The following is a 14,457-nucleotide window of genomic DNA, read 5'->3' as shown; positions in this document are numbered from 1 at the left end:
GCCTGCCGAACGCGTTTCTCAGCCAGTCGATGTCCATGCTGTCCCAATTGCCCATGTACCGGGTCTTCCGAAAACGCCCGACCTATTTCCCGACCTGATTGCCGACAACCCCGCCGACAGCCGCTCCGCCAACGGTGCCCAACGCACTGCCGCCCGTCAGGACCGCACCGGCGACGCCGCCGACACCGGCACCGATCACGGTATCCGTTCCACGGTGGGACATATCGCCGCAACCCGCCAGTACGATCGCCGTCATGGTGACGATCGCCGTCCCGACCGCCACGGAATGTAGCTTTCTCATGATCATCTCCTCGGGTCGCCGCGGCGCCGTCCGATCCGGCAAGGTGCGCGGAAGCCCCTGAGCTGACGTCCCGATGAAATTCGGGACGTCGATTCACGATGGGGGGTAAGTCGCGCGAAGTCCGTCCGCTAACGTACCGGCCCGCATGTCGACCGACCGTCTCACGGAAGCACCGCTTGCGCCGCGCCCAGCGTCACGACCACGCTGTGACGCCGACCGTCGTCCACGAGCCGGACCGCTGCTTCGCCAGCGGCCAGCCGCACGCCATCCGCGACGAGGCTGGACACGCCGCCGCTGACGTCCTCCGGATTCCTGACGACGATGTCGTAGTACGACGCCCCGTGACGCAGTGTTGCCTTGAAGCCTGGCCAGGATCGCGGTATGCACGGCTGAATGGACAGCATGTCGCCATGTCGGCGCAGGCCGAGCAGGCCTTCGACGCCCGCCCGATACAACCAGCCCGCCGAGCCGGTGTACCAGGTCCAGCCGCCCCGGCCGACATGCGGCGTGACCGAATAGACGTCGGCTGCGACCACGTAGGGCTCCACCCGATAGCGATTCGCGCCGCTACGCGTGCGGCTCCGATTGACCGGATTGAGCAGCGCGAACAGATTCGCAGCGCGATCGCCGTCGCCCATTTGCGCGAACGCGAGCACTGACCACGCGGCCGCATGCGTGTACTGGCCGCCGTTTTCCCGGATGCCCGGCGGGTAGCCCTTGATATAACCGGGATCGACCGGCGAATGATCGAACGGTGGCGCGAACAGCAAGGCAAGGCCATCGTCGCGGCGGATCAACTGCGCATCCAGCGCGTCCATTGCCCGCGCGGCGCGCGCCGGGTCCGCCGCGCCCGACAGCACGCTCCACGACTGCGCGATCGCGTCGATCGCACATTCGGCGTTGCCGGCCGAGCCGAGCGGCGTACCGTCGTCGAAGTAGCCACGCCGATACCACTCGCCATCCCACCCCGCATCGGCAAGCGCATCGCGCAACACGCCGGCGCGCGTCAGCCAGCGCGCCGCCAGTTCGCCCGAGCCGCGCGCCGTGGCGAGCGGAGCGAACGCCGTGAGCGTCGCATGCAGGAACCACCCGAGCCAGACGCTTTCGCCCCGCCCGGCCTCGCCGACCCGGTTCATGCCGTCGTTCCAGTCGCCCGTGCCGAACAGCGGCAGGCCATGCTCGCCGACCTGCGCGAGACTCGACTCCAGCCCGCGCGCGCAATGCTCGAACAGCGACGCGCTCGTTTCCGAGACGCGTGGAATGAAGAACGCGTCGTGCTCGTCGGCGGCCAGCGGTCGCCCGTCGATGAACGGGATCGACGCATCGAGAATCGCGCGGTCACCGCTGACCTCGACGTAGTGCGCAACCGCATGCGCGAGCCAGACGCGATCGTCGGAGATCCGCGTGCGTACGCCGCTGCCGCTTTCTGGAAGCCACCAGTGCTGCATGTCGCCCTCGGGAAACTGGCGCGCCGCCGCCCGCAGCAGATGCTCGCGCGTCAGGGACGGACGGGCGACCGCGAGCGCCATGCCATCCTGCAGCTGGTCGCGAAAACCGTACGCGCCGCTCGCCTGATAGAAGCCCGCACGCGCCCAGATCCGGCACGACAGCGTCTGGTACAGCAGCCAGCGATTCAGCATCAGATCCATCGCACGATCCGGCGTTTCGACCTGAACGGCGCCGAGCGTCTCGTCCCAGAACGCCGTCACGGCGGCGAATATCGCGTCGAGATCCGCCTGACGGTAATGCGCGATCAACTGTCGCGCCGCTGCCGCGTCGGCGCCCTCGCCGAGCAGCAAGACGATTTCGATGCTGCCGCCGGGTTCGAGATCGACCGTGGTTTGCAACGCGGCACACGGGTCGAGCCCGGCGCCGACGCGGCCCGACAACGGCGACGCGCCGGCCCTGCCCGGAAAACCGGCGGGATCGCTCAGGACGCCATTGCGGCCGATGAACTCGCGCCGGTCCGCGCTCCACGAGGTTTGCAGGCCGCATAAATCGGCGAACGCCACCCTGCCGCGATACACCTGACTCCAGTCGTTGCGGGCAAACAGCGCGCCGGTCGGCTGATCGATCTCGCTCGCGGTGTGCGGCGCCGCGACGCTGCGCGACGCACCCAGCGCCCACTCCGCATAGGTTGCGACGGACAGCCGGCGAGTCCGGTCGGACAGGTTGCGCAAGGTCAGGCGGGAAATCTTGACGGGATCGGCCAGCGGCACGAACTGCAGCAATTCGACGGCGACATCGGCGGCGGTATGCGTAAACCGGCTGTAGCCCTGACCATGACTCGCCACGAAAGGCGTCGCGCCCGGCGCATCCTCGCCGATCGAGCCCGCCTGCGGCCCCCAGCGCAGGCCGGTCTCGTCGTCGCGGATGTAGAACACCTCGCTCGACGGATCGGTGACCGGGTCGTTCGACCACGGCGTCAGCGGATGCTCGCGGCTGTTCGTCACCCAGGTATAGCCGCCTCCCTCCGCCGACGTCAGGAAGCCGCATGACGGATTCGCGACGACGTTGACCCACGGCATCGGCGTGCATTGGCCAGGCTGCAGGATCACGACGTATTCGCGGCCGCCCCGCGCGAAACCGCCGATGCCGTTGAAATATTCGAGACCGGCGCCGGCCTGCGCACCCTTCGGCGGCAGCGACGCGGGCGGCGGCAGCGGCGCGCGCGCGGCATCCGGGCGGGCGGGCAGCGGTGAACCAGCGAGGCGTCGCAACTGGTCCACCAGCCGGCCGTTGCGCGCGGCGAGCACGGCCCGTGCGACGGCCGGAAACAGCGCGCGCGCTGCGGCCGCCATCAGATCCTCGCGCAGCACGAAAATACTGCCGCGCCCGGCTTCGTCCGGCTGCTGCCGGTTCCGCACCAGCCCCTCGAGCGCCGCCTGCAAATCCTGCACGTACGACGCCGCGCGCTCGTTGATGATGACCAGATCGACCTCGAGCCGCTTCATCCGCCAGTACTCGTGCGCGCGGATCAGCTGCCGCACCATGGCGATGTGCTCGATGTCGTCGATCCGCACCAGCAGGATCGGCAGATCGCCCGATACGCCATGCGTCCATAGCGGCGACGCGCCCACGCCGCCCGCCGCCGACACCGCCGCTGCATGGCGCAGCAACGCGGCGGACCCCGGCCGCATCGACGCATCGCTGTAGAGCATGTATCCGGCCAGTTGCTGGAACAACGCGGCCTCGTCGAGGCTCACCGCGCTATGCCGCAGCTGCACCTGCGCCTGGGTCCACGCGAGCATCGCCGCCCGCGCGAACGATTCGCCGTCGCGATGCTTGTCGACCAGGTCGAGCAGCTGCGCGCGCGAATCCGCGACGATGGTCCAATAGACGATGCTCGCCTTCGCGCCCGGCTCGATGCGCAGCCGCTGCCGCAGCGTGAACGCCGCGTCCAGTACCGCGCCTTCGCAAGCGCCCAGCGCACGCTGTTCGGTCAGCGCAAGCGGCAGGCGAACGCTGCGCCCGCGTCCGATGACGCGCAATCGATCGGTGTCGAATTCTTCCGCGCCGACGGTTTCGCCGGACGTCACGGCCAGATGCGCGGCCCAAACTTCCGCCTCGTTCGGCGCGCGCTTGCGCCGCGTCGCCAGAATCGCGCCAGACGCCGGCACGTACTCGGTTTCGATGAACAGTTTCGAGAATGCGGGATGGGCATGATCGGCGGCGGGCGGAGCGAGCACGATTTCCGCGTAGGAGGTGAATTCGATCACGCGTGGCCGGGAGCCGGTATTGGCCACCGACACCCGCCGCACTTCCGCATCGTCCTCGGCGGATACCACCACCTCAAGCGACGTCGTCAAGGTGCCGTCGCGACGCGCGAACTCGGCGCGATCTTCGGTGAACGTCACTTCGTAGCTGTCCGGCACCACGCCGGTGGGCTGCCACGTGGCCGACCAGACCTCGCCGCTCTCGGCGTCGCGCAGATACAGATAGCTACCCCAATCGTCGCGCGTCGCGTCTTCCCGCCAGCGCGTGACGGCCAGATCGTCGCGGCGGCTGTAGCCGGAGCCTGCGGCCGTGAGCATCACGGCGTAGCGGCCGTTGGACAGCAGATGCGTGACGGGCGCGGGATCGTCCGCCGAGAGCAGGCGCCGTGCAACGCCGGCGTCGACGCCATGCATCCTGCCGGCGGGGCTCGCGTCGACCCGCGGCCGCCCTGCCGCGACCCGGCCCGGCACCCGTTCCTGCAACAGCAACTCGGTGGCGCGCACGGCCGGCTCGCCATGGAAGAAGGCGCGAATGCGCCCGCCCAGCAGTGCATTGGCGATCGACACGATCGACATGCCCTGGTGATGCGCCATGAATGCCCGCACGATCGCAACTGGCATGCCTTCCGGCACGCGCGCGGGCGTGTAGTCGAGCGCTTCGTAGAAGCCGAAGCGCCCGCACGCGCCGGTTGCACGCAACCGCTCGAAGTTGCGCACGGCTGCGTTCGGCGCGACCATCGCAGCGAGCGCGGTCGCATAGGGCGCGACCACCAGGTTCTGGTCGAGATCGCGCTTGAGCCCCAACTCCGGCACGCCGAAGCTCGAATACTGATAGGTCAGCTCGATGTCGCGCGTGTTGTACGCCGATTCGGACATGCCCCACGGCAGGCGCAGCCCGTCGCCGTAGGCGATCTGGCGACGCACCACCAGCTGATTGGTGCGCGCGAGCAGGCTGCTGTCCGGCGCGCGCATCACGAGCGACGGCATCAGGTATTCGAACATCGATCCCGACCACGAGATCAGCGCCGCGCCGTGCCCGATCGGCGTCGCCAGGCGGCCGAGCCGGAACCAGTGCCGCGCCGGGACATCACCCTTCGCGATCGCGACGAAACTCGCGAGGCGCGCCTCCGATGCCAGCAGATCGTAGTTGCCCGGATCGAGCCGCCCGTCGGCCACCGCGTAACCGATCGACAGCAGATTGCGTACCGGGTCGAGCAGAAAGCCGAACTCCATCGCATAGGCCATCTGCAACGCGGTATCGGCCAGCGCATGCAGGCGCTTGTTCAGCACGTCCGCTTCGTCCGGCGTGCGCGTCGCGTCGCGGCAATGCCCCTGCACCGCGTGCTCCAGCGCCTGCGCCCAAAACAGCACGTCGTCGACGTCGCCGCCCCGCCCCCCGCCGACTTCGTCCGCCAGCGCGCGCGCGACATCGGCGACCGTCGCGGTGAGGATCGTGATCTCGGACCATTCCGGCGCGGCGGGGCCGTCCGGAGCGCCGACTTCCTGGGCCGGCGCGGCGAGCGTCTCATCCAGCTCGGTCGCGGCCCGCTCGAATTCGCCGTGCAAGGTCGTCCGGGCATCGCCATCGCGGCACACGGCCTTGCGCAATAGCGCGAGCGTGTCACCGATCCCTTCGTACGCGGCCTGCCACCCCACACCGGCGGGCTGATTCGCCCAAGCCCGGCAACCGTTGCCGAGGGCGATCAGGTGGCCGGCAAGATTACCGCTGTCGACCGACGACACGTACTTCGGCTCGAGGGGTCGCAGATCGCGCGTGTCGTACCAGTTATAAAAGTGGCCGCGATAGCGTGACATCAGCCGCATCGTCGCGACGGTCGCCTCCAGCCGCGACACCGCGTCCAGCGTACCGAGCCAGCCAAACTCGCGGGCGCTGACGGCGGACAGCAGGTACAGCCCGATGTTGGTGGGCGAAGTCCGGTGCGCGACGACGGGCTTCGGGTCCTCCTGGAAATTGTCCAGCGGCAGCATGTGATCGTCCGCCGTCACGAACGTCTCGAAATAGCGCCAGGTCCGGCGCGCGTCGCGCCGCAGTCGACGCGCATCGTGCGGAGTCACCGCCAGCTCACCCGCCGACCGTGGTGCGCGGCTCAGCCAATACGCGATCGCCGGCGCGGCAAGCCAGACGAGTACGAACGGCACGGCCAGCCAGCCCGTATGACGATCGAAGCGCCAGCCCGCCGTCAGGCTGGCAGCCGCGGCAAGCAGCGCGAGCGTCACGCCGCCGCGCATTTGCAGATAGGTGGACGCGAGGGTCCGACGGTCGCTCGCGCCCGCTGCGGCCGCTGTCGTCCATTCGAGCAGGTGGCGACGGCTGATCCCCAAGCGAAACAGCGTGCGCGCGATCGCGTCGCCCATCGACCACGCCTGCTGCGGCAGCATGACGATCGACAGGCCGAACCGCGTCAACGCGAACCGCAACTCCATCGACCATGCATGGAGCACGCTGCGCGTGGTCATCTTCACGTGCGTGCGCCGCCAGCGCGGCACCAGCCCGCTCAATACAGGCAACAGGAACGGCAGCGCGATCGTCACCAGCACGAAGGCGATCCAGGCGAGCGATACGGGGAGCGGCAGCATCCATCCGGCCAGTAGCGCTACCAGCATGGCGGGTGCCGTGAGTGTGCGGCGCAGGTTGTCCAGCATCTTCCAGCGGCCGACCGCCGTCAACGGTTCGTGGCCGAACAGCAACCAGGGCAGGAGCTGCCAGTCGCCGCGCGCCCATCGGTGCAGGCGGCTCGCGGCGACGTCGTAGCGGGACGGCGACGCTTCGACAACCTCGATATCCGACGCCAGTCCGGCCCGCGCGAAAATACCTTCGAACAGATCGTGACTGAGCACCGCGTTCTCCGGCACGCGACCGGCGAGCACCGCCTCGAACGCGTCGACGTCGTAGATGCCCTTGCCCGCATAGGAGCCTTCGTCGAACAAATCCTGATAGACATCCGATACGGCTGACACGTAAGGATCGATGCCGTGCGCGCTCGACGACACGCGCTGGAACAGCGAACCCTCGTCGCCGCTCGCGAGCGAGGACGTGACGCGCGGCTGAAGGATGCCGTAGCCGCCGACGATGCGCCGGCTCGCCGAATCGAATACCGGCCGGTTGAGCGGGTGCGCCATCTTGCCGACCAGGCGGCGCACGGTATCGCGCAGCAACCGCGTATCGGCATCGAGCGTGATCACGTAGCGCACGTCCGGCGGCACGTGCGGCGTCCGGCCGGCCGCCGCGATGAACGTCGTGTCCGATGCGCCGCGCAGCAATCGGTTCAGCTCGTGCAGCTTGCCGCGCTTGCGCTCCCAGCCCATCCAGCACCGTTCGCCGTCGTTCCATACGCGCTTGCGGTGCAGCAGCAGAAAGCGCTCGCCTTCGCCCGGCGCAGCCGGATAAAGGCGATTCAACCGGTCGATGCCCTCCGTCGCGGATGCCAGCAACCCGTCGTCGCTGTCGGCGTGCGGCGTGGACGCGTCCATCCAGTCGGATAGCAAAGCGAAGTAAAGCGCGCCGTTGGGGCTCGCCAGATGATGAATTTCCAGTTGCTCGATCTGCTCGCCGAGCACAGCTTCCGTTGTCAGCAGCACCGGCACGGCGACCATCGTGCGCAGGTCCGGCGGAATGCCGTCGAGCAATGCGAGGCCGGGCAGGATCTTCGCGCCGACATCGCGCATCACGCCGCGATTGACGAGCGCAACCGCGGCATCCAGCGCGGGTAGCAGGCCGGCGACGCCGAGCCAGATCAGCCACTGACCGGGCGGCTCGATGCAAGCGAGCCATGCCAGCATGCCGGTCAGCAGCAGCGCGGCAATCAGCCCGATTCGGCCGAGATACCCGCCGAGACCGGCGTGGCGGGTGAGGCGCCGCAACCACAACGCAACGGGCGGCCGATAGCCGATCTCCGCTTCGAATGCGGCGCGGCCGTCCGCCAGCAGGTAGTAACCGGGGTCCGCCTCGCGGCCAGGCATCGCGCCGGCGGCCGGCGCGTGGCTCGGCCCCTGTGCCGCGGCATCGGAGACGACGCGACGGGCAATCTCGAGCTCGCTGACGGGCGCGCCGCGGGCAAGCGCTTCAACCGCGTCGCGATACAGATTGCGCGTTGGGAAATCCATCTCCGCGAAACCCGGGTGGCTGCGCAGCACCTGATCGACCAGACTGATGCGCTCGAACAACTCGGTCCAGTCCACCTCCGAAATCAGCCGCATGCTGGTGATCACGTTGCGCACGGTGAGGCTGGCGGCGCCCTGCTCGTGGTTGACGGAGGCGACGATCTGGTCCGGCGTCGCGCCGCGCGCTGCCAGGTGCCGATGCAGCCACGCCAGTGCCGGCGCGACGGCCGGATCGGGATCGTGCAGCCGCTGGATCAACTGCACCGCGAACGCATCGTGCGATACCATCTGCTCATAACGCGCGACGAGCGACTCCGTCTCCGCCCGCGCCTGCCCGCGTTCGCCGAGCAGGCGATCCGCGAGCGCGTCGGCGTCGAGCCGCGCGCGCCGGTCATCGATGATCTGATCCGCGAGCCGCCGCAGATTTTCGATCAGCACGATCCGCAGCGTGATCGCCACCGCCCATAGTTCACCGATCGTCAGCGGTTCCACGGCCTGATAGGCAAGCATGAAACGGCATAGCGCGTCGGGATCGAAACGGCTGTCGGTATGGGCGACGAAGGCCCAGTTGATCTCGAGCACGCGCGGATAACCGGCGAACGGGCCGTTGCCGAGCTTGGGCAGTTGGCGGTAATAACGCGGGGAGAGATCGTCCCGGATCTGCCGCACCTGTTCTGCGACAAGGTAGTAGTTGTCGAGCAGCCACTCCGCAGCAGGCATGATCTCTTCACCGCGTGCGTCTGCGGCCGCCGTGTTCTGATAGGCCTTCAGCAGATGATCCGCATTGTCTCTCAGCCGTGTGGCGAGCGACGGGCCAGAGATCACACCAGGCATTACCTTCTGCGCGCGAGCCAGGCTGCCCGCATGCTGCGCCAGTCGCTCCTCGCCGAAGAACTCCTCGCGAATCGGCCGGGCATTGCTCCATGGCGATGTCCGGCGTCGCGACACACGCGCAACGTGAATCTTCAAGGCGCTTCCTCCCCCATCGCCGCACCATCCGCAGCGGCTTCATGCCCGGCACACCCGGGCCGTCAGGCCGCTTCCGACAGCGATTTCGCGATGGGTTCGCACCGCAACGCTCCGTGCTGTGCGGATCGGACGGCTGCGTTCTCGCACGCCAGCGACACGAAGGCATCGCGAGTCGTATGCAGCGCGTTCGCCGTCCGATCGATGTCGTGCACGATGCGCTTTGACAAGCACAGCTCGATGCGCACCGAACTCGACGTCATCCGGCTCAGGTCCAGATCGATGAACCGCCAGATCCCGTCCCCGGCATCAACTTCCGACGCCTGCAATACCGACATGTCCGTGGTCGGTGGCGGAACGAGACGCGCGGAGCGGTCGTAGCGGGCCATGACCAGTTGCTCGGCGACCGCTTGCAGCTCGCCATACGAGTCGCCCTCCACACCGACCTCGGGGAAATCCGGAAGCGCGCCGCGATAGCGGGGCTGCCCATGCTGCGTGATGTAGATCGGATATTTCATGAACCGCTCCCGGCTGAAGAACGTGACGAACGTCATCGTGCATCGCGCAGGCTCGTCGAGTCGGTACGCTGAAGAACAGTCTCCGGGAAGCGTTTCGTGGTGCGCTGCACGTCGTTCACACACCTGATCGCCCGGTATTTCGCTATCCGGTCACGCAAGCGCAGCGTGCGCGATCGAGGTACGGCACCGTACCGATCGGCATGGCGATAGGGCGCACGCTCGCATCAGGGCTTCTGCCCCCTGTTGCCAGAACGCCCAAGACGACCCGAGATGCAGTGCGCCTCATCGCTCATGCGCCAGGTTGTCGTCACCGAAACGGAGCGTCACTATGAATCCCATCACACTCGTGTTATCTGCCGCGTTCGTCCTCGCGGCATTCGCCATCGGCGCGTGGGGCCACCTGTATCTTGCGGCCCCCCTTTTCATCGTCGCGGTCCTGATCGCACTGTCCGTGCGGGTCGCCAACGTCTGGGAGAAGTTCGTGATCCTGCGGATTGGCAAGCTGCAAAGCGTCAAGGGTGCCGGTTTTTTCATGATCATTCCAATCCTGGACAATGTTGTCGCGATCATCGACGAACGCATTCAAACCACCGCCTTCAACGCCGAACAAGCGCTGACCAAGGACACCGTGCCCGTCAACGTCGACGCCGTGATTTTCTGGCACGTCCATGACGCGCAGAAAGCCGCGCTCGCCATCACCGACTACCGGCAAGCAATTGACCGCGTTGCGCAAACCTCACTGCGGGAAATGATCGGGGCATCGATGCTGGCTGCATTGTTGTCGGATCGCAAGGCGGCCGACATGCACTTGCGCGACGAGATTGGCAGAAAGACCGTGGATTGGGGCGTGACCGTCCGCTCGGTCGAGACCCGCGATGTCGCGATCCCGGTCGCGCTGCAGGATTCGATGTCGCGCCAGGCGCAAGCCGAGCGCGAAAAGCAGGCACGGGTGATCCTCGGCTCGGCGGAGGCCGAAATCGCGACCAAGTTCGTCGAAGCGGCGCAGGTCTACGAAAATCATCCGGGCGCGCTTCAGTTGCGGGCGATGAACATCATCTACGAAACGACGAAGGAACGCGGAGCGACGATCCTGATTCCCAGTGCGATGGTGGACAGCCTGAATCCTGTGCTCGCGCTTGCGATTGCCGGGCATGACGTGGCGGGCGCCGCGCCCGTGCCTGCGCTCAAGACAGCGGCGTAATCGCTAGCTCGTATTCACCTGCGACGCCTTGCGCAGATCGCCCGGACATTGCCAGAACGGGGTACACCTACAATTTGATGACCAGTCTGTTGCGAATACTCCACCATGGGCAGGAGGCAGAAATCGCTTCACCACGTTACAACGCGGGGATGGTCGCGGCGAAGGTCAGTCCGACACTCATTCCAGATCGACCGTCGATCCTGATATAGCGTCGATTGCTGAACCTGCGTGAACGTGTCATTGCAAGAAGGTAGTGGCCGCGCTCATATCGCAAAGGCTGATCCTCGAATTGCACCTGGTTCGTCACCGAGACGGTGCCACCGACGCGCCACGCGACTGCTGCTCCGAAGTTCGCCTCGTTCGCGTCGGCAACCGAGCCGACAAGCGTTGCGATGACGGTGCATCACCTTGCGGGCGACCCACGCGCCCTTTTCCGCGCCTTCATTTCTTGTTACTCGTTGGTTGGATGGTATGTCTGTAGCCCGCTGGCTTGAAAAACAGACAGCAACCATTTGATTTTAAACAAATATTTAGAGGCGGCGGGGCGCAACCCCGCATGCAGTCCAGATCGCTCTAACCGGAAAATTGCACGGAGATCAAGGTTACCCCAATCAGCGTGGCCGCAGGCGTGAGCTGGTAGCGTGCGTTCACGTCGTAGTTGTTGAACTTGCGCGACGAACCGTCGAGATAATTGAGCTGCGTGTGGCTCCACGCGAAGCCGAGCGTCGCGCGGCCGAGCACGTAGTTCGCGCCTGCCGCGCCGATTTGCTGCTTCAGTACGCCGCCGTTCAGCCCGTAGAAGAACGCGCCGCTGTAGTCGTTGCCGGTGGTCGAGGTTGCGCCGCCCACCGCGCCGCTCGTATTCGACGCCGCATTCGGGTGATTGAACCGCACATAGCCGCCGCCGATCGACAGCGGGCCGTTCACGTAGTTCGCCGATGCGCCCCACGCGTTGTTGTTCGAGAATCCGGTGCCTGCGCCGCCATTGGCCTGGTTGCTGAACGCATAGAGCAGGTCGGCCGTGAAGCCGGCGATCGTGTCGCTGCGGAACTTCACCGCGTTGTTCAGCCGGAAGCTCTGGTTCAGGTTGTCGTTGTCGCCCACGTGCGTGGCCGGCGACCAGAAACCCGCGCCCGAGTATGGCGCGACGAGATCGGTGATCGGCTCGTACTGACGACCGAACGTCAACGTGCCGAGCCCTTTCTTGCCGAGGCCCACGTACGCAGACCGGCCGAACAGCCGGCCGCCCTGGCCGAGCCCGCCGTCGCTCGGCCGGAACCCGCTTTCCAGCGTGAAGACCGCCTGCAGGCCGCCGCCGAGATCCTCCACGCCTTTCAGGCCCCAGCGGCTGCCGCTCAGCTTGCCGCTCGTCTGCTGGATGTTGCTCGCGCCGCCCTGGTTGTTCGTATACGCGATGCCTGCATCGACGACCCCGTACAACGTTACCGAACTCTGCGCATGCGCGCCGACCGAACCGATCGAAACCAAACCCAGTACCACCGTTTTTTTGATCATGACCAACCTCTGTTTTTATCAGTACGTTTGCGAGGATCACGATGCTATTGACGACGGACGCGCCGATGAACGGCCGATCCGTGGTTTGTAAATCGCTGCGCGGCCGATTTGTAATGTGCATTGCTGCGGGCCCGACACGTACGACGCGATTGCGTCCGGCACGCCTGCTGCGGCGAACGCATCGTGCGGACCGCGAACGTCGGTCGCTGGAAACCCGTGGACGCGGTCATATCGATCGATGAAATCGTTCGATATCCGTAGTGCTCGTCGTTCGCATGACGATGCGTTTACGCAACGGCCCACTGGGCGAAGACGGGCCGATGCGCTATGCGCGTTCGCATATCGATTCCGCAAAACGTTGGTAGGGCCGGGCGAGGCGCGACGGTAGAGTCTGGCATCCGGCCGCTGGCCGGCATGCGGCGGGAACGGCAGGGCGCACGGGTACGTGCACTTCCCGACTGTGCAATCAACGAGAAAGGAGCCATTCGACATGAGTCGCGATGTACTGTTTCTGCTGGAACCAGGCTTTGCCGATCCGAAGCATCCGGGTCAGCGCTTCGTCTGTCCGCATGGACTGCCGATCGAAGGGCTGCTCGCGAGCGCGCCCGATCTCGCCGCGCGTCTCGACGTGAAGCGCGTCGCCTTTGAGCGGCCGAGACCCGCGGTGATCGACGTGCTCGACGACGCGCACCAGGGCCTGCCGGTGCTCGTGCTGGGCCGAGACCAGCCCGCGCCGGACGACGCGCAGACGCTCGGCGACGTGCGCTTCGTCACCGACGCGCGCCGCATCCTCGAACTGCTGGTCGAGCGCCACGGTTTTCCGGCGCTGCATTGACGCGGCGGTTCCACTTCTTATCCGATTCCATCCGATCGACAGGAGCATCCGATGTCGTCAATGTCGGCGGTACGTCGCCGCCTGCTGCTTGCCGGCGCCGCAGTCGCGGCGCACCCATTGGCCGCGTTCGCCGCGCCGGCCGCCGATGCCGATCTGGCCGGCACGACGTTGCGCGTCGCGACCTACAAGGGCGGCTGGCGCGCGCTGCTGCAGGCGGCCGGGCTCGACAACACGCCGTACCGGCTCGACTGGCGCGAACTGAACAACGGCGTGCTGCATATCGAGGCGCTCAACGCGGATGCGCTCGATATCGGTTCGGGTAGCGAAATTCCGGCCGTGTTCGCCGCGCGCCAGAAAGCCAATGTGAAGTTCATCTCGCGTGTGCGCGAAGACCTGAACAACCAGGTCACGCTCGCGCGCAAGGACACGCCGATCCGCAGCATCGCGGATCTGAAGGGCAAGCGCGTCGGCTACGTGCGCGCGACGACGTCGCACTATTTCCTGTATCGACAGCTGGCGGAAGCCGGCCTGAGCTTCGACGATATCCAGCCGATCAACCTGTCGCCGACCGACGGGTTGTCCGCGTACGATCGCGGCGACATCGACGCATGGGCGATCTACGGCTACAACGGCCAGCTTGCGCGCAACCGCTACGGCGCCCGCGTGCTCAAGACGGGGAAGGGTTATCTGTCGGGCAATTTTCCGGTGTATGCGAATCCGCGTACGCTCGACGACGCGCGTCGCCGCGCGGCGACCGGCGATTTGCTGCTTCGGTTCCGACGTGCGTATGCGTGGGCGAACGGGCATTTCCGCGACTATGCGCTCGCGCAGAATCACGAGACGCGTGTGCCGGTTGCCGATCTCGTCACGATGTTCGACCAGCGCAGCGAAGACTATGCGTTGCTGCCGGTGACGCCCGACGTGGTCGCGCAGCATCAGCAGGTCGCGGACGTGTTTGCGCGCATCGGCGTGCTGGACGGGCCGGCGCGTGTCGCGCCGTTGTGGGATACGTCGTTCAATGCGGTGGTGGCGGGGTGACGCGATGAAACGGAAAGCGCTTGCCGGTTAGATGCGAAGCAGGTTGCGCCGGAACGCATCGGCCTAGCAGCGAACCGTTGACGAAGGAATCTTCCCAAGTCTGGAACATGAGCAGTCCTGGGGGCGGCAGTTTGACCGCAAGAACATGCAGTCCACGGACCGACCGCCTGCACGTGCAGGCGGTCGGTCGGCACTTTCCCGTCATTCACCCGGGCGCCGCGTGACCACGACCGAATCGCTTTCCT

6 protein-coding genes and 1 pseudogene are annotated in these 14,457 nt (G+C 66.5%); 3 read left to right on the top strand and 4 right to left on the bottom strand.

Annotation, left to right across the window (positions count from 1 at the left end; translation table 11 throughout):
- Positions 1-82: 82 nt before the first annotated feature.
- The 3 genes from HWX55_RS32775 to HWX55_RS32765 form a co-directional block, all read right to left on the bottom strand.
- A complete protein-coding gene (locus HWX55_RS32775) occupies positions 83-301 on the bottom strand; it encodes a glycine zipper 2TM domain-containing protein (RefSeq protein WP_244110368.1) in 219 nt (72 codons plus the stop codon).
- 161 nt (positions 302-462) lie between these two features.
- Positions 463-9,108, bottom strand: a complete 8,646-nt coding sequence (locus tag HWX55_RS32770; RefSeq protein WP_175769746.1) for a glucoamylase family protein — start codon at positions 9,106-9,108, stop codon at positions 463-465.
- A gap of 62 nt (positions 9,109-9,170) precedes the next feature.
- On the bottom strand, positions 9,171-9,623 hold the full coding sequence (locus HWX55_RS32765) for a type II toxin-antitoxin system HicB family antitoxin (protein ID WP_175769766.1): 453 nt from the start codon (positions 9,621-9,623) through the stop codon (positions 9,171-9,173).
- 328 nt (positions 9,624-9,951) lie between these two features.
- Between HWX55_RS32765 and HWX55_RS32760 the strand changes: the two genes are divergently transcribed.
- Positions 9,952-10,824 carry a slipin family protein gene (locus HWX55_RS32760; RefSeq protein ID WP_175769748.1) on the top strand — a complete coding sequence of 291 codons (873 nt, stop codon included), beginning with the start codon at positions 9,952-9,954 and terminating at the stop codon, positions 10,822-10,824.
- Between the two features lie 603 nt (positions 10,825-11,427).
- Here the strand turns inward: HWX55_RS32760 and HWX55_RS32755 are convergent.
- Positions 11,428-12,339: pseudogene (locus tag HWX55_RS32755) on the bottom strand (porin); the annotation flags it as partial.
- A 490-nt stretch (positions 12,340-12,829) separates the two neighbouring features.
- On the opposite strand from HWX55_RS32755, the gene HWX55_RS32750 reads away from it, so the two are divergent.
- The gene (locus tag HWX55_RS32750; protein ID WP_175978725.1) at positions 12,830-13,174 is read left to right on the top strand and encodes a DUF3088 domain-containing protein; all 345 of its coding nucleotides are present in this window, start codon (positions 12,830-12,832) and stop codon (positions 13,172-13,174) included.
- Between the two features lie 51 nt (positions 13,175-13,225).
- The gene (locus HWX55_RS32745; protein WP_175978724.1) at positions 13,226-14,212 is read left to right on the top strand and encodes an ABC transporter substrate-binding protein; all 987 of its coding nucleotides are present in this window, start codon (positions 13,226-13,228) and stop codon (positions 14,210-14,212) included.
- The last annotated feature ends 245 nt before the right edge of the window (positions 14,213-14,457 follow it).

It is taken from the genome of Burkholderia sp. BCC1047, assembly GCF_902833155.1.
Lineage (GTDB): Bacteria > Pseudomonadota > Gammaproteobacteria > Burkholderiales > Burkholderiaceae > Burkholderia > Burkholderia sola.
This window is presented reverse-complemented; position numbering and strand designations above follow the sequence as displayed.

Coding starts and splice junctions, on each gene's coding strand:
- HWX55_RS32775 (WP_244110368.1), bottom strand. CDS start 301: ATGAGAAAGCTACATTCCGTGGCGGTCGGGACGGCGATCGTCACCATG.
- HWX55_RS32765 (WP_175769766.1), bottom strand. CDS start 9,623: ATGAAATATCCGATCTACATCACGCAGCATGGGCAGCCCCGCTATCGC.
- HWX55_RS32760 (WP_175769748.1), top strand. CDS start 9,952: ATGAATCCCATCACACTCGTGTTATCTGCCGCGTTCGTCCTCGCGGCA.
- HWX55_RS32750 (WP_175978725.1), top strand. CDS start 12,830: ATGAGTCGCGATGTACTGTTTCTGCTGGAACCAGGCTTTGCCGATCCG.
- HWX55_RS32745 (WP_175978724.1), top strand. CDS start 13,226: ATGTCGTCAATGTCGGCGGTACGTCGCCGCCTGCTGCTTGCCGGCGCC.